This window comes from Acinetobacter sp. 1125_18A, from assembly GCF_052824985.1.
Window position 1 is genome coordinate 125,842 of record NZ_VTDG01000001.1, and the last position, 26,985, is coordinate 152,826.

The window sequence follows — 26,985 nt, forward strand, 5'->3', positions numbered from 1 at the left end:
TTTTCTATTGTGCTTTCCACTGCCCAGACACTTGGATATTCACTTTTTCTCCAACGCCACCCACAGCTTTTTTCATTCCGAAATCACTACGCTTTATGACTGTAGTAGAACTAAAATCCAGCAATTTTGGATTATTTAGATTGGGTTTAATTGTCGCATTAAAAGTTACAGGCTTAGTGACATTACGCAAGGTTAAATTACCTGAAATTAGATATTTATTATTAGCAAGCGGTTTAAATGCCGTACTTTTAAAAGAAGCGGACGGATATTTAGCAGCATAAAATAAGTCTTCACCCATAATTATGTTTTTCAAGGAAGATTTATTAATGCTGAGGCTATTTACATCCATCACAAATTCAGTAGATGCCTTTTGCGGAGTGCTCGTATCAAAGTTAAGAGAAGATTGAACACGTTTAAACTGCCCTTTGACAATGTTCATACCCAATGAGTCGATATGAAATCCAACATCACTATTGGGGGTCAATGTCCAAGACGCGGCATAACTTGAAATCGAAATAACAAAGCTACCCAATAACGCCCCATTTATAATGACTGATTTAAACTGCATGCAATACTCCATTCATATTCTATATATTTCTATTCAGTGTATTGCAATGCACACAAAAAACATTAAAGATTTGATTTGTCTTGCGTTTGGTATTTGTACTTTAATTGTTGGTAAATTTCCGTTTTCTGAAACTTTTCTAAAAACTCAGCTGTGCCCAAAGGAAATTCGACCTGATAAATTTCACCACGATAATACGCTTCACGTAACGGGGTCGCAGAAATAGAGCCGACTAAACTATCCAGTTCAACCATTTGCCATTCTGGAAATAGTTTTAAGTAATAAGATGAATCATCTTTAAAGTGACCAATTAAACCAATCTTATCGGTCTCTAAAACAGTAGCATTGACCAAGGACTTAACCAGCTCTACCCATTTAGTATCGTTATAAACATCAATAACATGTACAAATTTGATTCGTTTTTGATCCGCTTCAGAAAAATTAGACAAAATCATTTGTTCCCGTTCTGATGCCAGAAAAGGATTTTTAGTATTTCGTTCATTTTGCGCAGAACCCAAGGCCAAAATTACATATTGGCTTTGTTGTAATGCAATTTTAATGGTTTGCATATGCGCGAGATGAAAGGGCTGAAAACGTCCAATATAAACAAGATAATCAAATTTATAAGTCATAAAAGTAATTTTTTATGAACTCATCAGTTGCAACAGAATTTCAAATATGCGACATAATGAGGGCATAAAATCCAATTAAATTTTAAAGCAAGGATAGTACGATGACACTTAGTTGTATTCAACAGCCACATCAACATTTAAACGCAAATTTAGAGAATGGTGTACTGACTTTAGCAATTAATCGACCAGAAGCAAAAAATGCACTGTATGGTGAATTGTATCTATGGATTGCAAAAGCCTTAGATGAAGCTGATCAAGATCGTGATGTTCGTGTAGTGATCTTACGTGGTGCAGATGCTGACTTTAGTGCGGGTAATGATATGAAAGACTTTATGGCTTTCATTCAACAACCACTTGAAGGTAAAGAAGGTGATGGCCCTCCATTTGTATTATTAAAATCTGCTGCACGATTATCTAAACCATTGATCTGTGCAGTCCGTGGTGTAGCGATTGGGATCGGAGTAACAGTACTTTTACATGCTGACCTCGTTTATGCAGACAATACAGCCCTGTTCCAAATTCCATTTGTCAGCTTAGGACTTTCTCCAGAGGGTGCTTCAAGCAAACTGTTGATTCAACAAGCGGGATATCATAAAGCGGCTGAATTGCTGTTAACTGCGCAAAAATTTAACAGTGAAAAAGCACTCAATGCTGGCTTAATCAATAGTATTGAAGATGATGTATATGGTCACGCTTTACATCAAGCACAAACCCTTGCAGCACTTCCATTGGCTTCGATCAAGCAAACCAAAGCGTTAATGAAACATAATCTTGAAGAGATTATTCAATGCGTGGATGATGAAGCGGTGATCTTTATGCAACGCGTTAAATCACCTGAAATGGCTGAGGCCGTTGCTGCATTTATGCAAAAGCGTAAGCCAAATTTCTCTCAATTTAATTAATTGAGTGAATCTGATCAAAGCCACTGCATGAGTATTATTCAGTGGCTTTGGTCATTTTGAATCCAATAAAACAGTTCATTTAATTATGGGTAAAGATCATGTCACAAGATACAATGACCAAGAAGCGCTATTACGAACCCGCTCCACAAGATATCGATATTGAAAATTTCCGTAAAGTCATAGAAAGTCGTCGCTCAGTACGTAAATACACTGAAAAGCAAATCCCTGCCGATGTTTTAGATGCTTGTTTAGATTTGGCTTTATTGGCACCAAACTCATCAAATCTACAGCCTTGGACGTTCTATGTGGTTCAGTCTCAAGCGAAAAAGAATAAATTAGTCAAAGCTTGTTTAAGCCAATTATCAGCAAAAACAGCAGCAGAACTGATTGTATGTGTGGCACGTATTGACCGTATTGATGAAATGGCAAAAAACAATTTAACCCATTTCCCAATGCCTGAAGCGCCAAGAGCGGTAAAACAATATTATAAATTTATCGCATATAACTATAAAACAGGTTATCTCAATGCTTTAGGTAACTTTAAAAAAGTGGCTTTTAAAGTTGCACGCACGTTAGATAAACAACTCCCTGTGACTGCGTTTAACCCAGCTGATGCAAAGCTTTGGGCCAGTAAAACGACAGCCTTGGCTTGTGAAAACTTGGTATTGGCTCTACGTGCTTATGGTTTTGACAGTTGCATGATGGAAGGTTTTGATGAACCCTTAGTTCGTAAGATCCTCAATCTAGGTGATAAAGAATTTCCAGTCATGGTGATTAGTGCTGGTGAACGTGCTGAAGATGGCGTATTCTTCCCACAATACCGTTTTGATCGTGATTTGTTTATTCAAAAAGTTTAATTTTAGCTAATCAATACCCCCTCTCTATTCAGAAGAGGGTTGAGATTTTTAAACTATTATTCAATATCAACCATTTGAATAAACTCAAAAGCAGGTTCTTCATAAGGATGACTTGCTTTTAAAGCGATTGCCACTTGTTTTGCCTTATCTTCAGGAACGATGGTTTCCACTCGCCATTCAGGCAGTTGCTCCAAATGATCTAACTCGCCTATAAAAGGCTTTGCACCACTTAACGGTTTAAATTGACCTGTTCCTAACACTTGCCAAGCACAATGTTCATAATCGCCAATACCACCCGCTCCTGCTTTAAAAATTGCAAGCTTGGTTGCTTCAAGGTGTGATTCTGGAACGTAGTAGATCAATTTAAGCATTTATTTTATGTTCAAAAACTCGATTATAGCTTTGTTCGCATTTACTTTTATTTATTTTTTATTTGGTTTTCGTTAGAAAAAAACTGTGTATAGTTAGCTCAATTGATAAGATTTAATCAGAACTGTAGATTTTATAAGCTTGATCAGAATACAAAAAAAAGAGCGCCTAAGCGCTCTTCTTATTTCCCTAAAAATTACTCGTCAGATTCAGTATTATCAGACTCAGTTTCACCTTCATCCATAACAGTTTCATCATCAACTAATTTTTCAGAATCAATTAAACTCTCTGACTCTAAAGCAGTCTCGCCTTCGATCGCATCTAACTGATCGATAATCTCATCATCGGCTTCGACAGCTTCAACTGCAACCACACCGACCAAGACTTCTTCATTACCTAGGCGGATCAAACGGACACCTTGGGCATTACGACCTGTTCTCGCTACTTCAGAAGCACGGGTACGAACCAGCGTTCCACCATCAGAAATCAACATCAATTCTTTAGATTCATCGATGGCAACAGCACCCACTAACTCACCATTACGTTCAGATGTTTTAATGGCAATAACACCTTTACCACCACGTTTTTTGGTTGGGAAGTCATCTACTGGTGTACGTTTACCATAACCATTTGCAGAAGCACATAATACTTCGCCAGTTTCTGGTACAACAACTAACGAAACGATTCGGCTAACCACATTGGTATTTGAATCTGAAGTATCTTCATCATCTGAATCTACATCAACTTCAACATCTTCTTCTGTTTGTGCCGCAGCCAATGCCACACGCATACCACGAACACCTTTCGCAGTACGACCCATCACACGAGCATCAGTTTCAGAGAAACGAATTGCTTTACCTTCATTTGAGAACAACATGATTTGCTGTTCACCATCAGTAATTGCAACACCAATTAAAGTATCTTCTTCTTTCAACTCAATCGCACGTAAACCATTTGAACGAACATTACCAAACTGCTCTAATTCAACACGTTTTACTGTACCTGATGCTGTTGCCATAAATACATAGAAGTTTTTACGCACACTTTCTACACGTTCAGCAAATTCAGCAATTAATTCATCATCAAGATCAGAAGCAGAAAGCTCAATACCAATTTCTTTGAGTTGCTTACGTAAAGCATCTGATAAGTCATCTGGATTTTCACCAAGCTCTGCAAACGCAGCTTTTAGTGCTTCATAATGTGAGTCGATAATTGTGTTTTCACGCAGTTGAGCAACGTTGGCACGGACAAAAGTTCTAAACTCAGTTAAACGCTCGGTAAATTTCTTCGGAGCATCAATTACAGGAAGAATCGCTGTAATAGTCTCTTCTGCATCCAGTGGTAATAAGTTCACCATTGGGCGGCCTTTTGCACCACGTGACGCTTGAGGTACTTCAAATACTCTTAAGCGATAAACTTTACCTACATTGGTAAAGCACAATACAGTTGCATGGTTCGATGTCACGATTAAATGTTGAATATAATCATCTTCTTTCATCGAAGTTGCAGATTTACCACGTCCACCACGGCGCTGTGCAGCATAATCAGACAATGGTTGAGTTTTTGCATAACCTGTTTTTGAAACAGTTAAAACAACTTGCTCTTCTGGGATTAAATCTTCACGAGAAAAATCAATACGTGATTCAACAATATCCGTTTTACGTGCATCGCCATACTGTTGAAGAACCAATGCAAGTTCTTCACGAATCACATTCATCAAAAGATTGAAGTCATTTAAAATTGCTGTAAGTTCAGCAATTTGAGCTAAAATTTCAGAATATTCAGCTTGTAACTTATCTTGTTCAAGACCGGTTAAACGATGTAAACGTAATTCTAAAATTGCACCAACCTGAGCTGGAGATAAACGATAAAGCTGACCATCCAAACCAAATGGACGACTTGGATCTTCACCTTCGATCTCATCCGGACGAACTGAAATCGCGCCTGCTTTTTCTAGCAATGCAACAACATTTCCACCCGCCCATTCGCCAGCAAGTAAACGCTCGCGTGCTTCAGCTGGATTCGCAGAAGTCTTAATGGTTTCGATGATTTCATCAATATTGGCTAAAGCAACAGTCAAACCTTCTAAGATATGACCACGCTCACGCGCTTTACGTAATTCAAACATGGTACGGCGTGTCACCACTTCTTGACGGTGACGAATAAATGCCGCAATGATGTCTTTTAAATTCATCAGTTTAGGTTGGCCATTGTCTAGGCAAACCATGTTGATACTGAATGAATTTTCAAGTTGAGTATTTAAAAATAAGTTATTGACAATAACTTCAGCGTTTTCGCCACGCTTTAAGTCAATTGCAATACGCATCCCGTCTTTATCAGATTCGTCTCGAAGTTCTGAAATACCTTCAAGTTTTTTCTCTTTTACCAATTCAGCAATACGTTCAATGGTTCTTGCTTTATTGACCTGATAAGGAATTTCAGTGAAAACAATCGTCGTACGACCAGTTTTTTGGTCTTCTTCAAAATGGTATTTACCACGAATATGTAAACGACCTTTACCTGTACGGTAAGCATCTACAATTCCTGATTTACCATAGATAATCCCGCCTGTAGGGAAATCTGGACCAGAAATATATTCCATCAATCCTTCAATTGAGATGTTCGGATTATTTGCATAAGCCAAACATGCATTAACTACTTCTGTCATGTTGTGTGGCGCCATGTTGGTCGCCATACCGACAGCAATACCTGTCACACCATTGATCAATAAGTTAGGAATACGTGTTGGCATAACCTGAGGAATACGCTCAGAGCCATCGTAGTTATCTTCCCACTCGACTGTATCTTTTTCTAAGTCAGCCAACATTTCATGGGTGAGCTTACGCATACGGACTTCGGTATAACGCATTGCTGCTGCGCTGTCACCATCGACAGAACCAAAGTTACCCTGACCATCAACCAATTGATAACGTAGGCTAAAATCTTGAGCCATACGAACAATTGTTTCATAAACAGCTGAATCACCATGTGGGTGATATTTACCGATTACGTCACCAACAACACGCGCAGATTTTTTATAGGCTTTGTTATAGTCGTTGCCTAACTCGTGCATAGCGAACAGCACACGACGATGAACAGGTTTTAAACCATCTCTCACGTCTGGTAATGCACGAGATACAATAACACTCATGGCATAATCGAGATATGAGCTTTTTAGTTCATCCTCAATGGCAATCGGTCTAATTTCCGATACGCTCATGCATACTCCTTATTACAAACAGTGCAAGCAGCAACTGCTCATTTATATAATCTAGCTAGTCAAAATTTAGCTCAAAAAGCGTTGAGCCAAAATCTAAAATTCAGTCGCACAGTATAGCATAAAACCAAGCGATTTTGTGCCTATCCGACCACACTATAATCATGATTTTTTGTAGTATTTTTAAACAATTTTAACGATTTATTGACAATAAAAAACCACCTGATTAGGCGGTCAATCAAGCATCGCTAAATTTATAAATGAATGGGTATTTTTATCTCAAAACCTGACCTGTTTTTATCTATCCAATCATACTCACTAGCGTGCTTCATTCACTGTTTTTTAGGGTCTATTGACATTTCATAAATGGCTTGCGTTGTAGGCTAAAATTGAGCAGGCAAGGCGTGAAACGATGAGAATAGCGAGACTATTTTCGAGTTTCATAACACAGGCTGAGATAATTTTAGCCACAACCCTTCGGGACTAGAGTGGTTTTTACCGCTACGTCGTTTCCTTGTGAAACGATGTTTCTCATCATTTAGAATGACTAAATTTCATATTTCGTACCTTGTATCATCTAAAAACCACTCGTAGTCGCAAACGTAGACGAATTGTCAACAGACCCTTTGTTTATCAGTAAAAAATAAATCACATCAAACAGTTTTATTTCGGATCGATTAAAACAACTCAAACTTGAAAATTGCCATATAAAATCCGATATGGCAAAAAATATGAGCAAAGCAATACGGAGTCCAACCCCACTGATCAGAAAAATCTAAACACATCCAAATATAGAGTGTTGTAAATTTCTATAATTTATATGGATCTGCCTGAAGCAATTCACAGTGTTGCAGCAAATCATCACTGATTGCTACGCGATAACACTGCCAATCACGAATTTGATTATTTTCAAGCTGTGGAACCATATATATTCGGCTTGCAGGCGCATCAGTGAATTTACCCACTAAAATCCCTTGCTGTGTGATTTCAATTTGATCAAAAATAAAATCACTAAACTGGGTCTGTTCAAACTTTTCAATATCTTTTAGGCTCGTCGCAAAACGATGCTTGGCGTCATAATACTGTACTAAACGCGCTTGATAAGCTTGCATATCAAAATAACGTGCTTGGTATTCGTTAGACACCACCTCTTCACTTGCAGGTAGTGCTTCATCTGTTGTCGCAGCGTCATCTTGATTGGATGACCCAATTACAGACATCACAATAGGGATAACCACACTTGAAATAACCCCAAGCACTGCGGGACCAAACATAAATACGGCTAAAAGTATCCAGACAATTTTAAAATTTTTCTTTTTAGGCTGATTTTGAGACTCTCTTTGTGTATTTACGACTTTCTGCTGCCATGATTCAAGTAACGCACTCGCCTTATCACCTACAGATGTATGCTGATTGCTTTCTGTTTCATTGTTCGGCGGAGTCTGACGAGGTTTTATATTATGCGTGGGATTTGACTGTCCTTGCTTATTTTCACGGCGTACAGAAAATTCAACATTGCTATTGCCTGTCAAATCGTTGGTCTGTTTAACATGTTTTAAACGAGTACCACAAACACCACATTTCATGGCTTCATTGATATTCTCAGCGTAACATTTGGGACACTTCATATTTATAGCTATTCTAGGTGAGATGATATGGAATTGAGCAGTAATGGAAAAGCGCAGCGTCTAAAACGACAGAATCAGCCACTCTAACGCGCCAATAAGTATAGAATTAAAAAAATGGTCAAAAGCCACTACAGGATTAAATACGATGTTGTATCTGTAATAGCTGATTTACACTGGAATTTTCTGTATGTCGCCAGTATACGATTGAAAATTTAATTGTGTTTATGCTTTGATCTTATCGGGTTTAAAATTGGACTTCAAGGTATTTATCCACTGATTCTCTCTTGTTCTTTTAGCCAAAGCATTGATCTCCCTACATCAATTACTTATTGATAAAATAATCACTCAAGATACAGCATCTTAAACATAAAACTTAAGATCAGAAAAAATGAAAATAGCATTTTTGATCACTGTTTTTATTTTATGACAGCTTATGTTTAAAACCACTTTTATAAATCAAGAAAAGATCATATAGCGTGAATCATATTAGTTTTGCAAGGTTCCTTATACCTATGGGAAAAAATGACGATAAAGGAGCTTTTAAATTGATTTACACTATAAAAAGGGCTGATGAGAGAAGCTACTCAGAGTTTCTTTATTTGAATAGAGAATAACCCACCATCACGACTTTATTTATCCGTGCACACCATCCATCTACGTATTCAATAAATTTCTAAAATAAAAAAACGCACTTAGGAAATCCTAAGCGCGTTTTTTGAAACTTAATTCGAGAATTAAAGTTTAGAAACTAATTCAGGAACAACAGTATTCAAATCACCAACTAACCAGTAGTCAGCTACAGCATTGATTGGTGCTTCTTCATCTTTGTTGATTGCAACAATCACTTTAGAATCTTTCATACCTGCCAAATGCTGGATCGCACCAGAAATACCTACAGCGATGTAGAGATCAGGCGCAACGATTTTACCAGTTTGACCAACTTGCATATCGTTAGGAACGAAGCCAGCATCAACCGCAGCACGTGAAGCACCTTGAGCAGCACTAAGCTTGTCAGCAAGTGGATCAAGTACTTTATGATAGTTCTCACCAGAACCAACACCACGACCACCCGATACAACGATACGCGCAGCAGTTAATTCAGGACGTTCTGATTTCACAATTTCTTCAGAAATGAACTTAGAAATACCTGCATCACCTGTAGAAGCTGCAGATTCAACTGCAGCAGAACCGCCTTCAGCAGCAACAGGATCAAAAGCTGTACCACGTACAGTTGCAAGAACAATTGCTTCGTCAGATTGAACTGTAGCAATTGCATTACCTGCATAAATTGGACGTTTGAAAGTTTTAGGACCTTCAACAGCAATGATGTCAGTAATCATGCTTGAGTCTAAAAGTGCAGCAGCGCGTGGCAAGATATTCTTACCTGTAGTTGTTGAAGCAGCAAGGATATGTGAATATCCTTTACCTAATTCAGCAACAAGTTTCGCTACGTTTTCAGCCAATTGGTTTGCATAAGCTGCATCATCAGCAAGCAAAACTTTGCTTACACCAGCAACTTTCGCAGCAGCATCTGCAACTGCTTGAGCACCAGAACCTGCAACCAATACAGTGATATCACCACCGATTTTTTGAGCCGCAGCAACAACGTTTAAAGTTGCACCGTTAAGTGTCTTATTGTCGTGCTCAGCGATAACTAAAATACTCATGATTTTATCCTTCTGTATTAGATCACTTTCGCTTCATTTTTAAGTTTTTCAACAAGCTCGTCTACAGACTTCACTTGTACACCAGCTTTACGCTCTGCAGGTGGTTCAACTTTAACTGTTTTAAGTTTAGAAGTTGCTGTAACACCGAAATCTGCAGGAGTTTTCGTATCAAGTGGCTTTTTACGTGCTTTCATAATGTTTGGAAGCGCAGCATAACGTGGCTCATTCAAACGTAAGTCAGTGGTGATGATCGCTGGAGTATTTAACTCAACAGTTTGTAAACCACCATCAACTTCACGAGTTACTTGAACTTTATCGCCATTTACAGTTACTACAGAAGCAAATGTACCTTGACCAGCGCCAAGTAAAGCACCCAACATTTGACCAACTTGGTTAGAGTCATCATCAATTGCTTGCTTACCTAAAAGCACAAGTTGTGGTTGTTCTTGTTCAACAACAGCTTTTAGGATTTTAGCAACTTCTAAAGCGCCAAGTTGACTGTCATCAGCCTCAACTAAAATACCGCGGTCTGCACCAAGCGCCATAGCAGAACGAATTTGTTCTTGCGCTTCTTTTGGTCCAATAGAAACAACAACGATTTCTGAAACTGTTCCTTTTTCTTTTAAGCGAACCGCTTCTTCAACTGCGATTTCATCGAATGGGTTAATTGACATTTTAACGTTAGTAAGGTCTACCCCACTATTGTCCGGTTTAACGCGAACTTTAACGTTGGCATCAACCACACGTTTTACAGCAACAAGAGCCTTCATGTAATCCTCGGCTGTTTTAGCAAAAGTAAATGTTAAGAAGAGTTATAATAACGCTTCATTTAAAATTATTTAGGTGTCCTATCTTGCAATGTGATTGGCATTTCGGTCAAGTCACAATTCGCAAAACTGCTGTAAAAAGTCATAAAAAAGCTTGAACGTACAGTTCACATTTTTTCTAAATATTTTAACTTAGACACGTAAGGCTACTATTTCGATAATATTTATATATTGATAAATAACATTATTTGTATAGATTCTGTATAAATAATCAAAAGAATTAAGATAAATTATCAATCAATCAAAGGGATGACACCACCCGTTCATCGATACTGCTACACTCTGTCATTTTAGACAGATTCAGCAATTTTTCTAAGTATGTTTATTGATTAAATTTGTGAACTTTTTGGCATTAAACTTGTAACAAAATACTAAATATACAAAAACGGGCTTCTTTTCAGAATCACCCGTTTGTTTCTGTTTGGATTAATTTGCCAATAACCATGCGGCTGCAATGGTCAACAAAGTCCCTGAACCACCATCAATCCATTTTTGCTTACGTTCATTGATGTGCTGCTCTTTGGTCAATTGAGCAATCAAAAGGCTCAAACCACAATACACCAAGAATATCAAAGCAATAAAAATTGCTGACAAGGCTAAGCCTTGAAACACAGTGTTGCCTGATTTATCGATAAATTGTGGCAAAATCGCAAAATAGATCAACATGCCTTTTGGATTCAACAATGCAGTAACAAAGCCTTTGCGAATAGGATTTGAAACTGCTTTCTGTTCAATACGTAATGTCTTTTGGCTAAATACTGATTTAATCAAATGAAATGCCAAATACAATAAATAGGCGATCCCCAAATATCGAATCGTCTCAAACAATACTGGGAATGAAACAATAATTGCAGCAATTCCAAGCGCAACCAGAATCGAATGAACCAGATAGCCAGAACAAATACCGATTGTCGCCATCATGCCTGCTTTCGCATCTTTACCTATCACTTGTGACAGGATAAATAACATATCTGGTCCTGGTGTGAAAATTAACGGAAGTACCGTTAAGGCAAAAAGTACAAATACAGACATCTCTTTTCCCTTTCTGAAGTTTGACTGCGAGAAGAAAACAGTATCTTTTAAAATGCTTAAAATAGGATTTCAAATATTCTATAATGATGATTATTTTTCAAATTAAATTCTAATTTATGAAAATTTCATCTAAGACTATTCTAATTAAGCTAGACCGTATTGATAAAAATATCATTCGTGCTTTACAAGCCAATGGTCGAATCCAAAATAATGATCTTGCTCGTGAGATTGGGCTCTCGCCCTCATCATGTCTAAGACGAGTTCGACTCTTAGAAGAAGCCAAAGTTATCCAAAACTATACAACAGTGGTGGATCCACAAAAAATTGGCTTTCAATTGATGTTATTCTCAAGAATCTGGTTGTTAGGCCAAGATGCTGAAACCATTGATACCTTTATTGAAGCAATGAAAGAACTGCCTCAGGTCATGGAGTGTTATATTATTCTGGGTGAATGTGATGCGATGTTAAAAGTGGTAGTACCTGATTTAGAAAGCTATCGTAAATTTCAGTCGACACATTTGACCAAAAAGAATGGTATTACTAGTGTAAAAACGGATGTCCCAAGTCAAATTATTAAACAAAGCTTTCAGCTACCTCTTGAAGATCTGTAATTCAAAAATACGTATTAGGTGAATATGAAAACATTTAATCGCCCTGTTCGATTAGAAACACCCAGACTTATCCTTAGACAATGGCAAGCTCTTGATTTTGAAGATTTTGCAGATTTAAATGCTGATCCAGAGGTTATGCGGTATTTTCCAGCGACCTTGTCAAAAAATGAAAGTGACCTTTTGGCACATCGATTTCAAGACTCAATTACCGAATGTGGTTGGGGATTTTGGGCGGTTGAGTTAAAAGAAAATCAGCAATTTATCGGTTTTGTGGGTCTAGCCAATCAAGCGGAAAAATTTACTTTCTCTCCTTGTGTTGAAATTGGTTGGCGATTTGCACAACAATATTGGCATCAGGGCTATGCGACGGAAGCCGCTCAGCAATGTTTAGCATTTGCATTTGAAAAATTAGCTTTAGAACAGGTTGTTTCTTTCACATCTGTACTGAATCAAGCTTCGGAAAAAGTAATGCAACGACTTGGTATGGATTATGTCGAGAACTTTATGCATTCCGCTTTAGACAAAAACCATGCTTTGGCTGAACATGTACTTTACTGTATACAAAATCCAAAGCTGTAACGCTGGTCAATATGCGGGTTATCTTGGGCGATGCAAAATTTTATATCGTAAAACAAAGATCTGCATATCGAGCTAAATAAGACTGAGGAAATACGTTAAAAATTATCGCCCTTTTCTATCTAAGCAGTACTTTGATCAGGATGTTCAATAAAAATGATTTATGAATTATGTACAGATCGTCTTTTACTTCGACAATGGCAAGCTTCTGATTACGATGCTTTTGCAAAAATCACAGCAAACCCTGAAGTAATGCAATTTTTCCCCAAAATTTTAAATCGTGAACAAAGTGACGAACTGGCAAATCAGATTAAATATTTAATCGAAATCAAAGGCTGGGGACTTTGGGCAGTTGAATTGATTGAAACCCAAGAGTTTATTGGGTGTGTTGGACTACATCAACAACCCTCAAAATTTGAATTTTCTCCATGTATAGAAATTGGCTGGCGGCTTGATCCAAAATTTTGGAATAAAGGATATGCAACTGAGGCAGCTCAAGCTTGTTTAAGATTTGCATTTGAAGAACTGAATTTTCAAGAGATTGTTGCATTTACATCTAAACATAATCTTGCTTCGCAAAATGTCATGAAAAAAATTGGAATGAGCTTTTCTCATGACTTTCTGCATCCTGATTTTGATGAGCACCATCCACTACATGAAGAGAAGCTCTATCGAATTCAAAAACAAGATTTTCAATTTTAGTTTTGCATTATTTCGCCATGCTTGCTAAAAAATCACGATGAATATGGCTTAAATCAATCAAATCTTGATTTTTGAGCTCCAGCACTTGCCAAATCTCAATAAAGTCTTCTTTTAAATCAATATGATTAGACACTGTTTGTGCCGCTTGCCATTGTTGGTCTGATATCCATAAATAGGTCTGATTGGTTGCGGTATTTACAGCTTGAACTTTACCCTCAGCATTGATACCCAATACTTTTCCTTCTTGCGGTAAGGTTGCCTCAATTTTGGGGAGGCTGAATTCTACAAAATGTTTAATTTGACGTAAGCCATAGCCCTTAAAAATTTCTTTTTGAGCGTCAGTCAGTTGCTTATATTTTTGTTCAAGTTCAGGGATCATTGAAAGACCTAATTTTTCTGCAAAATTGAATCAATAGAAATGTATTGAATAAATACCAAACCTAGATATACATGAGAGCATTTTTAAAAACAATTATCTATTCGACTTTTTTCTGTGCTAAATGTGTTTAAGCATTATGCATTTTATTAAAAAACCAACTGTGCTTTTCACCAGGTCTATTCGCTACAAAATAGAAAGGTCAACGCTTAATAAAGCCTTATATTCAAAATTAATTTTTTATTTTTGATGCAGCAGCTCTTGGATGCGCTTGATCATAGACTTGTGCCAGATGATCAAAATCGACATGGGTATAAATCTGTGTTGTGGTTAAATTGCTATGTCCTAGCATTTCTTGCACTGCACGCAGATCGCCACTATTGGATAACATATGACTGGCAAAACAGTGACGCAATAAATGTGGGTGTAAGTCAACATTTACCCCTGCACGTAGTGCTTGATATTTGACTCGATTTTCAATCTGACGTGGGCTAATACTTGTGCCGCGTTGAGTAATAAATACCAAAGATTCAGGGCTAAACTCCCCCTGCCAGATTCGATAGATTTTTAACCATTCAATCAGACTCTCTCTCGCTTTAGAGCCAAAAGGTACGATTCGAGTTTTATTCCCCTTACCCGTGATACGCAATAAATGACGGGTAAAATCAATATCTCGTATGGTTAAACTTTGCACTTCCGCCAAGCGTAAGCCACTCGAATAGAGCAATTCCAGAATAGCCTTATCTCGTAACCACAACTGCTTTTCTATTGGCTTTTCAGGTTCGGGCTGATCCATAATTTGATTGACCGTTTCAATATCAATCATCCCTGGTAATGGTCGAGCTTGCCGCTTTATCTGAAAATCATCTGCTGCATTGATTTCTAAATAACCACCTTGTTTGGCCCACTTCATAAACTGACGAATTGAAGTTAAATGCCGTTGTAAACTACTGGTCGAAAGCTGATCTTTTTCGACACGATAAGCTACATACTCTCTTAAATCAGCAGCTTCGACTTGTTTTAACTCAACCTGCTTGTCATAACAAAAATCAATAAAGTTGGATACATCTCGGAAATAAGCATCTAAGGTATGTACCGATTGATTCTGTATTTTCCGATCCTTAATCCACATCGAGAGCAATTGCATTGCACCGTATTGCATAAGCTCTCCTTTGATCAAAATAGCAAATGATATAACCAGATTGAAAAATATCAGTCTTGTAAAACTGTATACACCACACCATTGATGACTTCCGCCATCTTATTTAAATTGAGTTTTTCAACAGTATCCTCTTGGGTATGATAATGCTTATTTCTAAAAAAAGCCGTATCTGTGATCATAATAGCAGGGATATCGAAGCGCCAATAATTCAAATGATCTGAGAAATCCACGCCGTGTACAAATGACGGCGCTATCAATCTTTGACAATCAAGGCGTTTTAACGCTTTCATAGCATCACAATATTTTTCGCCCAAACCACGTGAAGTGAAATTACTCACTGCACCAATAAAATTTCCATGTTTGGGATAAAACAAAGCTAATCCCGATGGATAATCCTGAACATTTTTATGGTCAAAATATCCAATCATTTCCAAAATATACACCGCTTGAATTTGATCTTTTTGTTTTAAAATGGATTGTGTATGAATATAACTCCCCATATGTTCAGTACGGAAATACGGAGGTTCTTCCAAAGTATAAAAGACAAAATCAACATTCTGTTTAAGACTAGCTTTATTGGCTGCCAAAATTCGTGCAATCTCTATTAGCCCCACCACACCAGAAGCATTATCATCAGCACCTTTGAAACTCCCATAAACATCATAATGTGCACCAACAATCACTTTTTTGGCATGACCCATTTGTAAGTGACAGATTACATTTCGATAGGTTTTGCCTTTGACTTGATAAGGCTGGTATTCACAAGGAATCGCAAACTGTTCAAGTTGTTGTTTAATGAATGCCGCAACTCGATCGAGCTCTTGAATATTTTGATAATTTCGAAACGCTTGTGGGTGAATCACTTGTTGTAAATAACTGTTTAAACGATCAGGTTCAGCTTGCTGATCATAGCGTTGTTCTGCAGCGACACTCCATGTTGAAAGCCCACAGCTGAGCAATATAATGAAAAGATAGTTTAAATTTAAAAAATTTGGATAAGCTATTTGCATGTATAAATCCAATTTAAAAGTGTGTTGGTATAGCTATAATTTAAAAAAACAGCAATTAGACATTCAGTTCTTGTTGTACGCCTGAGAATAACCAATATCACGCTATAATGATGCAATTACCACGTTAGAAATTGTTAATATGAAAATCCGTATTCTGACCATTGGTCAAAAAATGCCTGCTTGGGTATTAACTGGTTTTGAGGATTACTTCAAAAGAATCCAACCTTTTGTACAGACGCAAATTATTGAACTCCCGATGGCAAAGCGTGGCAAAAATGATTCCGAAGCAGATATTTTAAAATATCGCCAAATTGAGGGCGATAGTATTCTCAGCCAACTGAAACACAATGAAGTATTGATTGCACTTGAAGTAGGCGGACGTGAATTTAGTACTGAAAAGCTGGCTGAAACCATGAAAGGCTGGATGCTTGAGGGTTATGATGTTGCACTGGCCATTGGCGGACCAGATGGGCATTCTGAAGCCGTGCGAAAAGCTGCTGCTTGGCACTGGTCACTGTCAAAACTAACTCTGCCCCATCCATTGGTTCGGGTTATGCTGATTGAACAACTTTATCGTGCGATGAGTATTAACCATAATCATCCGTATCATCGTGCAGGCTAGTCATGTAATTGCGCAAAAGTTGCATTGATGAAACAGTCTGTTGAAATAAAAGGCTTATTGAGAGCATACATTTTAGCTAGAATGGGCAATTCACGCTGTATTTAATGATCATTTAGGCACAAAGATATGAACTTACAAACACTCCCAGGTTTATTCATTTCACATGGCTCTCCCATGCTTGCGCTAGATCCTGAACAAGTCGGTCCTGCACTACATCGTCTTGGTCTAAATTTGCCAAAACCACAAGCCATCGTGGTGATGTCTGCCCACTGGGAAAGTGAGGCTTTAGAAGTCAATACAGGTGTACGCCCTGAAACATGGCATGACTTTCGTGGTTTTCCTCAAGCGCTGTATGAGATTCGCTATCCCGCACCAGGAAATCCTGAATTGGCGGAAGAAATTCTACATCTCTTGGCTGAAGCTCATCTTCCTGCACATGCAAATAGTACTCGACCTCGTGATCATGGTGTATGGATGCCTTTATTACATATGTATCCTGAGGCGGATATTCCTGTCATTGAAATTTCTTTACCGATGAATATGCATGCTGATCAAATCTACCAAATTGGTCAAGCACTTGCCCCACTCCGTGAAAAACAAATTTTATTGATTGGTTCAGGCAGCATCACTCACAATTTAAGAGAATTGTCATGGAACGGCAAAGATGAAAATGTCCCTGAATGGGCATCTACATTTAGAAATTATGTGGTGAGCAAACTCAACCATAGTAATTATGATGCTGTATTGGAATGGGATAGCATTCCTTATCTACAGAAAAACCACCCAACACTTGAACACTTTGCGCCTCTTTTCTTTGCAATGGGTACTGGCCATCGCTTTAGTATTGTGCACAGTAGTTTTTCGATGGGCGCGCTAGGTATGGATATTTATCGTTTTGACTAAATGATTCAATTGATCATAATTCAGCACAAATGATAACAATTTGTTAATTATTGTTTAACTTTTAGTTATATGGATACATATTGAAACCGAATTAATAAATTGTATCCATATCTTTTAGTGTTTCATGGTTTATCCTATGCATAGTTTTTTAAAACGTGAATAGAATATGAAATTCAAATATTTAGCATTAGCTGTACTTCCTTTAGCCCTAGCGGCTTGCCAATCTGGCGATATTCAAAAATTGGGTGATACCGCTGTGAAAGTATTACAACAACAAGGTAATGCAGAGCAAACATTAAATGCTTATCAATGGTCTTATCAACCAGCAGATACCAAACAACCCATCGTACTTAATTTTGCAGACCAACGTCTAAGTGTTGCGACTGGCTGTAACCGACTAATGACCAGTGCAAAAGTTGAAAACGGTTTATTGGTTACTGGCAATATCGCATCAACCAATATGATGTGTTCTCCTGAATTAATGAAACAAGAAAGTTTTGCTGCTGCATTGTTCCAATCAAATAAAACAGCATTTGTACTCGATACAGCAAACACTGAAAGCCCAACGCTTACTTTGGTAAACGCGACAGGTGGTAAAGTTGTATTTACAGGTAAAATGACACCTGAAACTAAATACCAAAGCCAAGGTGAAACAATTTTCTTAGAAATCAGCCCAGAAACTAAAGAATGTTCTGCTGGTGTAAGAAAAATGCAGTGCTTACAAGTACGCGAAATCAAATATGCTGACAATGGTGTAAAAACCCAAGTAGATAAAGATTGGACATATTTCTATGACCAAATCGAAGGCTTTACTCATAGCCCTGCTGAGCGCCAAGTGGTTCGTGTAAAACGTTATGAGATTAAAAACCCAGCTGCTGATCAGTCTAAATACGCTTATGTACAAGACATGATTATCGAACGTGAAACTGTAAAATAATTGTATAGAAAAGCTGAAGTTCAACTTCAGCTTTTCTTAGTTTAACTATTTATAAACATCTAGATTTAAATCAGTTTTATGCTTTTCCAGCCAAATAATCAAAATATTTCTATTTTAAGGTTTGCGCCTCAATTTTAATCGATGCAGAACATTCAACACTGCATAATAATTAAAAAAAACAGTGAATATAAACACTCAATAATACAAACTTAAGCAATCCATAGTGATTGCAGCAAAGCTCATTTTTAATACAGCAAGATCGATAAAGGTAAAATCATGAATCACAAATTAAGCGTTGCATTAATCTTACCGTTGCTCGTCATGGCATGTAGCCAAGAATCTACAACTCAAAAAGTTCCTACAACACCAACGCCTATAGAAACCCAAGTTTCAAATACAGCAACTCAACCACAAATTATTTTTTTAGAGGTCAGTCCTGAAACTCGACCTTGTACTGGTGTTGCACCACAAACCTGTCTTTTAGTTCGTGAATTAACATTGAGCGAAACTGGTCAAAAAAATTATAGCGAGAAAGAAGCGAGTTATTTTTATGACTCTATTGATGGCTTTACCCATAATTCAAAGTCTACTCAAATTATTAAGGTCAAACGCACAGAAATTGCCAATCCTGCAGCTGATCAGTCTCAATACCAATATGAACTCGACTCAATTGTTGAAACAATTCCGAGCAAATAACCTTATCACTGTTTTTCTAATTGCTCAGATAAAAAAACCGATGCAAAAGTTATTACTAGTGTTTGAAAATATATAAAACATATCAAATAGACTCTCTAGGGATTCTATTTGATATCAACCATAGGATATTAAACTTGTTTATTTTTAGTTGAAGTTATATATGATAGCTAAAAATGACAATTGAAATTTCCTTAAAAAAGAGCCTAACAATAATGCTCTTTTATAAAAACTGATTAGTTACTCTGGAGTCTTATTAGGACTAGCTATCATTGCTTTATGTCGAGATGATGTGCTTAGCAGAGGCATTTCTTGCTGAAACTAAGCTAATAGTTTTTGTTGCGATTAGTATCTACTTTTCTTCCGTAAATTAGTACTTAATAAATTCACTGATCATACCCAAGCTGTCATCTGAATTTGGATCGCTTAGGGGCTTTGTATTCTTAAATATTTGTGCAACAAAGCCATTCAAATAGTTATCTTTTTACAGTCAACCAATTTATAAAATCCATAGTGAGTATATATTAAACTAGTTGATAGGAATTTAAATTAAGCAGTTAATATTTTTAGAAAAAAAAGAAAAAAATTAAATTGTCATTCAGTAGGGAACGAGCTATCTTTAACTTGAAAAATAAATTAGTAATGATGTATATTGTGTGAAAATAAACACTTATATAAAGATGTTAACGAGGGATTAAGTGAGTCAAGAAATCAATATTTTTGTTAGCTACTGCCATACAAACGATGAAGATCAAAAATTTTTAGATGATTTATTAATGTTTATCAAGCCTGCTATTAACAATTTAAGCAATGCTAAATTGTGGGTTGATAAACATATAAAGACAGGTCAAGACTTAAGACCCACTATTGAAGAGGCTCTTACTGAAATGAACCTCATGATTTGTATGGTTAGCCCAGAATATTTGAATTCAGACTACTGTATCAATAAAGAGCTGCAAGATGCACTGGAAAAGAGAAAAATTGGGACAGCTAATATTTTCCCTATTATCCTAAGAAAATGTCCATGGAAGTATACTTTTTTTGGACAGGTTTTATGTCAACCTAAAGATGGTAAGCCTTTAAAAGACTGGGATGATCGGGACGAGGTATTCTCTGATATTACTGATGAATTGATGGATGTCATTTACCACATACGAAGTAATGCTATGGACGAAAAAAAAAAGTAATAATTAGTGACAATGTTAGCCATGAACTGATGGTTCCTGATAATAACCAGTTATCTAATTATCTGAACAATTTAGGCATACATATCACCCATGCCAAGAAAGACTTTATTACACTAGAAGAATTATTCGTATATCCTGATATACGAATAATTAATGATATTTCTACCATCCAGAAACCTGCTTGGACACCACAAGAAGTCCTAGATAAGTTCAAGCTAGTTTATTTCCGTGGTACAGAAGAAACAGGAAAGACATCCCTTTTCAAAAAATTAGCACAGGATTCGATTAATGCTAATGAAAAAGTAATCATTCTGAATGGTACAGATATTAACAACACTAATATTATTGACCTGGTTAAAAAGTGTACTGATAAATATAATTTGAATCCAATATCTGACTTTAGTCAGTACACTATTTTTATTGATGATTTCGAGAAGCAAAAATTAAAGCCTCAATACTTAGACAATCTACTTAAAATATTGTCGGAAGATTTCAAACAAGTCGTACTTTTTATTGATAAAAAATCAATCATCCATGAGCAGAATAAATATTTAAAACATGGCTTCTATGAGGTTGAAATTCAGCCATTTGGATATAAAAAACGATATGAACTAATTAAGAAATGGGTCCTTTTAGAATCTGAAAATGATGAAAATTTAATCAGTGATGAGGCATATAATCGTATTGATATTTTTTCACGTCAGTTCGACTCCATAATGAAAAAGAATATTATGGATTCACGGCCAATTTATATTCTTAGTATTATGCAGACCTTAGAGAACCTGTCACATACAAATGGAAACTATTCTCTAACATCTTATGGTCAATGTTATCACGTCTTGATAACAGCAATGCTCAGTAAAGCAAAAGTAGGAATGCAAGAATTAGACGGTGTTTTAAACTTCCTTTCCTATTTAGCTTACTACTTCTATAAATTGAAGATTGATAGTATATCTGATGAAGAATTCTCTGAGGTTTTAGCTGAATATAGTAAATTATATGTTCCGCCTAGTAACTTGAAAGATGTATTAATAAAATCTGGGATTTTAGTTACACCAGATAAAGATTCTTTGAAGTTTTCTCAGAAGTATCTGTATTACTTTTCATGTGCAAAACACTTATCGGATAATTCTAAAACATTACAGGCTGATATAACTTATCTCTGTGAAAATATCCACAACGAACAGAATGCCAATATTTTAATTTTTCTAGTACATCATTTACGTGGTACTGATTTACTGGATGAAATTTTGCAACATGCGACAAAGCTATTATCACATGTGACGACATTTGATATGTCCTTAAATGCCACTTTGGGATATAAGCAAATTATTGGAGATCGGCTCTTAAAAATAGCTCTGGACAATGATAAAAGCCCAGAAGAACAGCGCGCAGATTTATTGGAACGCAAGGATAAAATGGAGGAAGAACTTGGTGAGTTCTCCCCTATTGAATACTCATTAAACACGAATGATATTAATGAAAGAACGCTTGATACCTCTCAGGAATTTGAGCTTATTCAACAAGCCACATCTGCTTTGAGAAGCATTGATGTATTAGGTCAGATAGCTAAGAACCGTCATTCCTCCATTCAAATTCAAGGTTTACAGCATATCCTTAGTTCTTCTTATGATACTGGTTTAAAGGTATTGAATTTCTATCTAAGCATTTTTAATGAGAAAGAAGATGATTTAGAGGAACTTTTACTTAATGTCGTACTGGAAAATAATGAAGATATTACAGAAGGTGAAGCTAAAGAATTAACCAAAGAAATGATTAACAATTTTATTTTTGGTATTTGTTTTTATATGATTCAGCTAATTTCACAGTCTACTGCCCATAGTAAGCTAATACATATTAGTAGTTCTATGTGCGTAACTGATGGCGATAAAAAACCATCAGCAGCTTATCTTTTAATTAATTTGTACTCGCAGTTACTTGTTAGCCACAAATTACCAAAGCCATCAATTAAATTGATTAAAAAGGAACACTCTAATAATATTCTTGTTATGTCACTACTTAAATCTATTGTGGCAAATCATGCATATCTACATAATTTAGACTTCCAAGATAAACAATGGATTCAGGATTTTCTTGAAATTCCTGTAGCTAATCAAATTAAATCCAATACGCATACATTATTACCTATGCCCGAATAATTTATAAGGACAAGACATGTCAATTCAAGCAAAAGATGTACAACGAGGATGGTTATTTAGAACCCCGAATAATCAAGAGCGAATTGTTTTAGGCTTCAATACTGAAAAAAAAGTGGTTTATGCAATCCGTGGCGGTAATGTAGGCGGACCATTTTCGGTTCGTAATGCATCATCAATCGAGCGTTTTATTGACAAATGTTCTGAACGATTAGAACAGTATTCAGATGAACAAATGGAACGGGTCAAGGTGCAATGTAATGCCCAAAACCTCACTTTGACCACCACCCTGTAAAAGGTAATAAGAACAGATGTCTAAGATATCTGTTCTTTACATAGTATTACTGAGTAATCTGGAGGTGAAGATAAATTTTTATGAATGGCTTAAATGTATGATCTTTGGTAGCTCTGTATCTGAACAATATAGTTGTTATCTTCGGGGTAACGGATTAGCCTTAGTGAAAAATGTAACCAACATTATGATTAAATTAATAAATCTTTATTTTCAAAGATTTATTTTTTATTTCCTACTAGTCATAAAATACAAAAAATAGAGTAAAAGATGATCAAATAATTCATAAAAAAAGTGATTCCATTTTTCATATTATTAAATCTATCGTTCAAATTGATAAAGCATTTAGTTCATTTCAATTATTAGATTGAAACAAGACTTATATCGAACACCAAACTTTTAGGTCAGCTCTTGTCGTTTTCTTTATGTACGATTCAGTATATGTCAATAACTTTGATACCTCATCGGTAATAACTGATTTACTTAAGCTGGGCTGAACAATTGTTAGCTCCAATTTATTTGACATCGTATTGGCAATATTTCTATATTTTTCTAAGTCAAGGTTAGGTAATTTCTAAGCTTGGCTCCATCAAAGATGAGAATGGCAGATCATTATTTAAACCATGGTTTGTATCTGCTGTGCAAAAAATATTAGCTGAAATATAAAAAATGGCTGGCAATATGCCAGCCATTTTTTACATACTGTTTTTATACTCACATAAAAACTATGAAAACATAACTAGTTATAAAATAATATAAAAATATAGATTAACTTATGTTTATATACCGTTAACTAGATATAAGGTGATCCATCGGTTTTAAGTTCAAAATCAAACTGAGATTAGAACACGCCTTGCGCTAACATCGCATCGGCAACTTTGACAAAACCAGCAATATTTGCACCATTTACATAGTTCACTGTGCCATCAGCTTGAGTACCGTATTTCACACAGTTACGATGAATTTCTTTCATAATTGCATGTAGGCGCTCATCCACTTCTTCAAATGTCCAACCCAAACGAATCGAATTTTGTGACATTTCAAGACCAGAAGTGGCAACACCACCTGCATTAGACGCCTTACCAGGTGCATAAAGAATTTTTGCTTCTACAAATTTTTCTACAGCTTCTAGTGTTGAAGGCATATTAGCACCTTCAGCAACACAGATTACACCATTGGCAAGCAGTACATCTGCATCTTCTTCATTTAATTCATTTTGAGTTGCACATGGCAATGCAATATCACACTGAATTGACCAAGGGCGTTGACCTTCTAAATATTCAAAACCGTGTTTTGAAGCAAATTCAGAAATACGTCCACGTTTTACGTTTTTAAGTTCCATTACTTCAGCAAGAAGCTCATTGGTAAAGCCATTTTTTACATGTACCGTACCATTTGAGTCTGACAATGAAACCACTTTCGCACCTAAGTACATGGCTTTTTCTGCAGCAAACTGCGCTACATTGCCCGAACCTGAAATCACCACAATTTTATCTTTAAAGCTTTCACCACGAGTTTTTAGCATTTCTTCAGCAAAATAAACTGTACCAAAACCTGTTGCTTCTGGGCGAGCCAAAGAACCACCGAATGATGACCCTTTACCCGTAAATACACATGAAGTGTCATTACTGAGCTTTTTCATCATACCCGCCATGTAACCTACTTCACGACCACCCACACCAATATCCCCTGCTGGAATATCAGTATTAGAACCAAGGTGACGGTAAAGTTCGATGATTAATGCTTGGCAAAAACGCATGATCTCGCCGTCTGATTTGCCTTTCGGATCGAAATCAGAACCACCTTTACCACCGCCCATAGGCAGTGTGGTCAAGGCATTTTTAAACGTCTGCTCAAAACCTAAAAATTTTAAAATAGAGAGATTTACAGATGGGTGAAACCGCATGCCGCCTTTAAATGGACCAATAGCAGAATTATATTGAACACGAAAAGCACGGTTAACTTGAGTTTGACCCTTGTCATCTACCCATGAAACACGGAATTGAATCGCTCGTTCTGGCTCAACAAGACGTTCAAGCAAACCGTGCTCAGCATACTCTGGGTTTTTCTCAATAAATGGCCACAAACTGGTCATAACTTCTTCCACAGCTTGTAAAAACTCTGGTTGATTTGGATCACGTGCTTTAACGTAATTTAAAAAGTCATTCAGGCTATTATATTTCAACGCTCATTCCTCAGCAGAAAATGATACAAAAAAGGTCAACCCTTTTAATAAAATGATAAATTTTGGCGCAAAGTATTTAATCCCTTTTGTATATAATCCACAACCTTTTTTCAAATGTTTTTTCAAATAATATTTAAATTCAATATGATAATTTCTAATCAATCCCAAATAAAATGTCAATTTGTTGGCGTTTTTAACCAAAAAATATTCGATATTTTGATCTAAATTAGCGCATTTTTAGCGCCAAATTAGAGCAAAGATTTTCACTACAAAACATGCTAAAATTGCAAAATATTCTTCGCTTTTACCAAGCATTTGTTCATTTTTCTTTAAAGTTTTATTCACATGAATTCATCGCTTTCCTTCATTCAGCAAATAGATGCCATTTTGCCACAAACACAATGTGGACTCTGTGGTCACCGTGATGGGTGTCTACCTTATGCAAAATCTATTGTAGAAAAAGGCGAAGAAGCCAATAAATGTGTGCCAGGTGGGCAGCCTGTTGCAGATGCGCTTGCTGATATACTCAATCGCAATAAGCTCGTTGCTGAACCAAGTGTCTGGCCAACTCAAAGCGATGGCCGTCCACAACGCATGAAAGCCATTATTCGTGAAGATGAATGTATTGGTTGTACCAAATGCATCAGTGCTTGCCCTGTAGATGCCATTATTGGTTCTGGTAAACTGATGCATACCGTACTTACAGATCTATGCACTGGGTGTGAACTATGCATTGCTCCCTGTCCAGTAGATTGCATTGATTTAGTTGAAGACATTCAGCCTATTCCAAATGAACAACAACGTCTTTTAGAACAAAATGACTTACGTGGTCGTTACTATGCACATATTCAACGTGAAGAAAAACAACGCATGCATCGTAAAGGTCCTGTGGTTCGTGCAGAAATCGACACTGAACTCTTTGCGCAGATAACACAACAGAGTCAGGCTTTACCTACAATTGAAATCAATCAGCCCACAATAAAAAATCCAATTGTTACAGATGCGAAAACCACCATTGAATTGGCTAAGCTGCGGACTCAAATTAAAAAACTAGAGAAACAATTGAGTGTTCGAGCAGATGAAAATAAGCAACATCAATTAAATGAATTGATTCAACAGTTATCTGTTTTGCAAGAGGATGCATCATGACTGTAAAGAATATGACCAAAAAGCAGATTCAGATTTTCTTTGAACGATTACGTGAGCAACGCCCAAATCCTAAAACAGAACTCAATTACTCAAACCCATTTGAGTTGCTTGTCGCCGTTACCTTATCGGCTCAAGCCACAGATGTAAGTGTCAACAAAGCCACTGATAAGTTATTCCCTGTCGCCAATACCCCCGAACAGATTTATGCATTGGGTGTAGATGGTTTAAAGCAATATATTAAAACCATTGGTTTATATAATGCCAAAGCTGAAAATGTGATTAAAGCTTGTAAGATTCTGATTGAGAAGCACAATAGCCAAGTTCCAGACAATCGTGCTGATTTAGAAGCTTTACCCGGTGTAGGTCGCAAAACTGCCAATGTTGTGCTGAATACCGCCTTTGGTCAGCCCACAATGGCTGTAGATACGCATATCTTCCGTCTTGGCAATCGCACTGGACTGGCAGTAGGGAAAAACGTCCTTGAGGTCGAACATCGTTTAATTAAAGTGATTCCAAAAGAATTTATTATAGACTCGCATCATTGGTTAATTTTACATGGCCGCTACTGCTGTATTGCACGCAAACCCAAATGCAATGAATGTATTGTGTCAGATGTTTGTAATTGGCCTGATAAATATGAGTTTGGTGCTGCACGCGAAGTCAAAACAAAGTAGCGAATAAATGAGAGATTTTGACAAAACATAGTCATCATTTAATCAAGATTATGC

General features: G+C 36.6%; 26 protein-coding genes. 14 read left to right on the top strand and 12 right to left on the bottom strand.

The features are described from left to right. Window positions 1-4 precede the first annotated feature (4 nt). Together FY049_RS00640 and FY049_RS00645 are read right to left on the bottom strand one after the other, a co-directional pair. The gene (locus FY049_RS00640; protein ID WP_333665951.1) at window positions 5-568 is read right to left on the bottom strand and encodes a YceI family protein; all 564 of its coding nucleotides are present in this window, start codon (window positions 566-568) and stop codon (window positions 5-7) included. A 62-nt stretch (window positions 569-630) separates the two neighbouring features. Beyond that, on the bottom strand, window positions 631-1,197 hold the full coding sequence (locus FY049_RS00645; RefSeq protein WP_034612542.1) for a nicotinate-nicotinamide nucleotide adenylyltransferase: 567 nt from the start codon (window positions 1,195-1,197) through the stop codon (window positions 631-633). 101 nt (window positions 1,198-1,298) lie between these two features. Between FY049_RS00645 and FY049_RS00650 the strand changes: the two genes are divergently transcribed. Both FY049_RS00650 and FY049_RS00655 read left to right on the top strand, forming a co-directional pair. Then, window positions 1,299-2,099 (top strand): enoyl-CoA hydratase, encoded by an 801-nt coding sequence (locus tag FY049_RS00650; protein WP_004717217.1) that lies wholly within the window; start codon window positions 1,299-1,301, stop codon window positions 2,097-2,099. Between the two features lie 98 nt (window positions 2,100-2,197). Next, a complete protein-coding gene (locus FY049_RS00655) occupies window positions 2,198-2,956 on the top strand; it encodes a nitroreductase family protein (protein ID WP_262781044.1) in 759 nt (252 codons plus the stop codon). Window positions 2,957-3,012: 56 nt separating this feature from the next. Here the strand turns inward: FY049_RS00655 and FY049_RS00660 are convergent, their stop codons facing one another. The 6 genes from FY049_RS00660 to FY049_RS00685 all read right to left on the bottom strand — a co-directional run bounded on the left by FY049_RS00660 (window position 3,013) and on the right by FY049_RS00685 (window position 11,696). Further along, a complete protein-coding gene (locus FY049_RS00660) occupies window positions 3,013-3,327 on the bottom strand; it encodes a hypothetical protein (protein WP_056518150.1) in 315 nt (104 codons plus the stop codon). Window positions 3,328-3,521: 194 nt separating this feature from the next. Next, window positions 3,522-6,545 carry a DNA gyrase subunit A gene (gene gyrA, locus FY049_RS00665; protein ID WP_056518148.1) on the bottom strand — a complete coding sequence of 1,008 codons (3,024 nt, stop codon included), beginning with the start codon at window positions 6,543-6,545 and terminating at the stop codon, window positions 3,522-3,524. An 806-nt stretch (window positions 6,546-7,351) separates the two neighbouring features. After that, window positions 7,352-8,170, bottom strand: a complete 819-nt coding sequence (locus FY049_RS00670; RefSeq protein ID WP_228129004.1) for a zinc ribbon domain-containing protein — start codon at window positions 8,168-8,170, stop codon at window positions 7,352-7,354. A 734-nt stretch (window positions 8,171-8,904) separates the two neighbouring features. Further along, window positions 8,905-9,837, bottom strand: a complete 933-nt coding sequence (locus FY049_RS00675) for an FAD-binding protein (protein WP_004717227.1) — start codon at window positions 9,835-9,837, stop codon at window positions 8,905-8,907. Between the two features lie 17 nt (window positions 9,838-9,854). Beyond that, window positions 9,855-10,607, bottom strand: coding sequence for an electron transfer flavoprotein subunit beta/FixA family protein (locus FY049_RS00680; RefSeq protein ID WP_004823176.1), 753 nt, complete (start codon window positions 10,605-10,607; stop codon window positions 9,855-9,857). A gap of 483 nt (window positions 10,608-11,090) precedes the next feature. Next, window positions 11,091-11,696, bottom strand: coding sequence for a LysE family translocator (locus FY049_RS00685; protein WP_056518144.1), 606 nt, complete (start codon window positions 11,694-11,696; stop codon window positions 11,091-11,093). Window positions 11,697-11,812: 116 nt separating this feature from the next. Here FY049_RS00685 and FY049_RS00690 point away from each other — a divergent pair, with 116 nt between their 5' ends. From FY049_RS00690 to FY049_RS00700, 3 genes are all read left to right on the top strand, one after another. Continuing rightward, window positions 11,813-12,307 (top strand): Lrp/AsnC family transcriptional regulator, encoded by a 495-nt coding sequence (locus FY049_RS00690; RefSeq protein WP_004717233.1) that lies wholly within the window; start codon window positions 11,813-11,815, stop codon window positions 12,305-12,307. A gap of 24 nt (window positions 12,308-12,331) precedes the next feature. After that, window positions 12,332-12,886, top strand: coding sequence for a GNAT family N-acetyltransferase (locus FY049_RS00695; RefSeq protein ID WP_446082958.1), 555 nt, complete (start codon window positions 12,332-12,334; stop codon window positions 12,884-12,886). 153 nt (window positions 12,887-13,039) lie between these two features. Further along, window positions 13,040-13,585, top strand: a complete 546-nt coding sequence (locus tag FY049_RS00700) for a GNAT family N-acetyltransferase (protein WP_056518140.1) — start codon at window positions 13,040-13,042, stop codon at window positions 13,583-13,585. A 7-nt stretch (window positions 13,586-13,592) separates the two neighbouring features. On the opposite strand, the gene FY049_RS00705 is transcribed toward FY049_RS00700, so the two are convergent. The 3 genes from FY049_RS00705 to FY049_RS00715 form a co-directional block, all read right to left on the bottom strand. After that, the gene (locus FY049_RS00705; protein ID WP_004717237.1) at window positions 13,593-13,964 is read right to left on the bottom strand and encodes a hypothetical protein; all 372 of its coding nucleotides are present in this window, start codon (window positions 13,962-13,964) and stop codon (window positions 13,593-13,595) included. 229 nt (window positions 13,965-14,193) lie between these two features. Then, entirely contained in the window at window positions 14,194-15,093 is a 900-nt protein-coding gene (locus FY049_RS00710) for a tyrosine recombinase XerC (protein WP_446083156.1), read from the bottom strand. A gap of 80 nt (window positions 15,094-15,173) precedes the next feature. Then, window positions 15,174-16,133 (bottom strand): M28 family peptidase, encoded by a 960-nt coding sequence (locus tag FY049_RS00715; RefSeq protein WP_446082959.1) that lies wholly within the window; start codon window positions 16,131-16,133, stop codon window positions 15,174-15,176. 139 nt (window positions 16,134-16,272) lie between these two features. Here FY049_RS00715 and rlmH point away from each other — a divergent pair, with 139 nt between their 5' ends. The 7 genes from rlmH (at window position 16,273) to FY049_RS00750 (ending at window position 22,926) form a co-directional block, all read left to right on the top strand. After that, entirely contained in the window at window positions 16,273-16,755 is a 483-nt protein-coding gene (rlmH, locus tag FY049_RS00720; protein WP_004717243.1) for a 23S rRNA (pseudouridine(1915)-N(3))-methyltransferase RlmH, read from the top strand. A 126-nt stretch (window positions 16,756-16,881) separates the two neighbouring features. Further along, window positions 16,882-17,658 (top strand): dioxygenase family protein, encoded by a 777-nt coding sequence (locus FY049_RS00725; RefSeq protein ID WP_004717246.1) that lies wholly within the window; start codon window positions 16,882-16,884, stop codon window positions 17,656-17,658. 166 nt (window positions 17,659-17,824) lie between these two features. Next, window positions 17,825-18,595, top strand: a complete 771-nt coding sequence (locus tag FY049_RS00730) for an META and DUF4377 domain-containing protein (protein WP_004717248.1) — start codon at window positions 17,825-17,827, stop codon at window positions 18,593-18,595. Between the two features lie 276 nt (window positions 18,596-18,871). Continuing rightward, on the top strand, window positions 18,872-19,291 hold the full coding sequence (locus FY049_RS00735) for a DUF4377 domain-containing protein (protein WP_446082960.1): 420 nt from the start codon (window positions 18,872-18,874) through the stop codon (window positions 19,289-19,291). 695 nt (window positions 19,292-19,986) lie between these two features. Continuing rightward, window positions 19,987-20,475: a toll/interleukin-1 receptor domain-containing protein gene (locus tag FY049_RS00740; RefSeq protein ID WP_446082961.1), complete on the top strand. Its 489-nt coding sequence runs from the start codon at window positions 19,987-19,989 to the stop codon at window positions 20,473-20,475. A gap of 29 nt (window positions 20,476-20,504) precedes the next feature. After that, on the top strand, window positions 20,505-22,634 hold the full coding sequence (locus tag FY049_RS00745; RefSeq protein WP_446082962.1) for an STAND family AAA ATPase: 2,130 nt from the start codon (window positions 20,505-20,507) through the stop codon (window positions 22,632-22,634). Window positions 22,635-22,650: 16 nt separating this feature from the next. Then, window positions 22,651-22,926 carry a hypothetical protein gene (locus tag FY049_RS00750; RefSeq protein WP_446082963.1) on the top strand — a complete coding sequence of 92 codons (276 nt, stop codon included), beginning with the start codon at window positions 22,651-22,653 and terminating at the stop codon, window positions 22,924-22,926. A gap of 838 nt (window positions 22,927-23,764) precedes the next feature. On the opposite strand, the gene gdhA is transcribed toward FY049_RS00750, so the two are convergent. After that, on the bottom strand, window positions 23,765-25,108 hold the full coding sequence (gene gdhA / locus FY049_RS00755; protein ID WP_004823182.1) for an NADP-specific glutamate dehydrogenase: 1,344 nt from the start codon (window positions 25,106-25,108) through the stop codon (window positions 23,765-23,767). A 345-nt stretch (window positions 25,109-25,453) separates the two neighbouring features. Here gdhA and FY049_RS00760 point away from each other — a divergent pair, with 345 nt between their 5' ends. Both FY049_RS00760 and nth read left to right on the top strand, forming a co-directional pair. Continuing rightward, entirely contained in the window at window positions 25,454-26,257 is an 804-nt protein-coding gene (locus tag FY049_RS00760; protein ID WP_056518128.1) for an RnfABCDGE type electron transport complex subunit B, read from the top strand. Beyond that, window positions 26,254-26,931: an endonuclease III gene (gene nth / locus FY049_RS00765; protein WP_034612511.1), complete on the top strand. Its 678-nt coding sequence runs from the start codon at window positions 26,254-26,256 to the stop codon at window positions 26,929-26,931. The genes FY049_RS00760 and nth overlap by 4 nt, the downstream gene beginning before the upstream one ends. The last annotated feature ends 54 nt before the right edge of the window (window positions 26,932-26,985 follow it).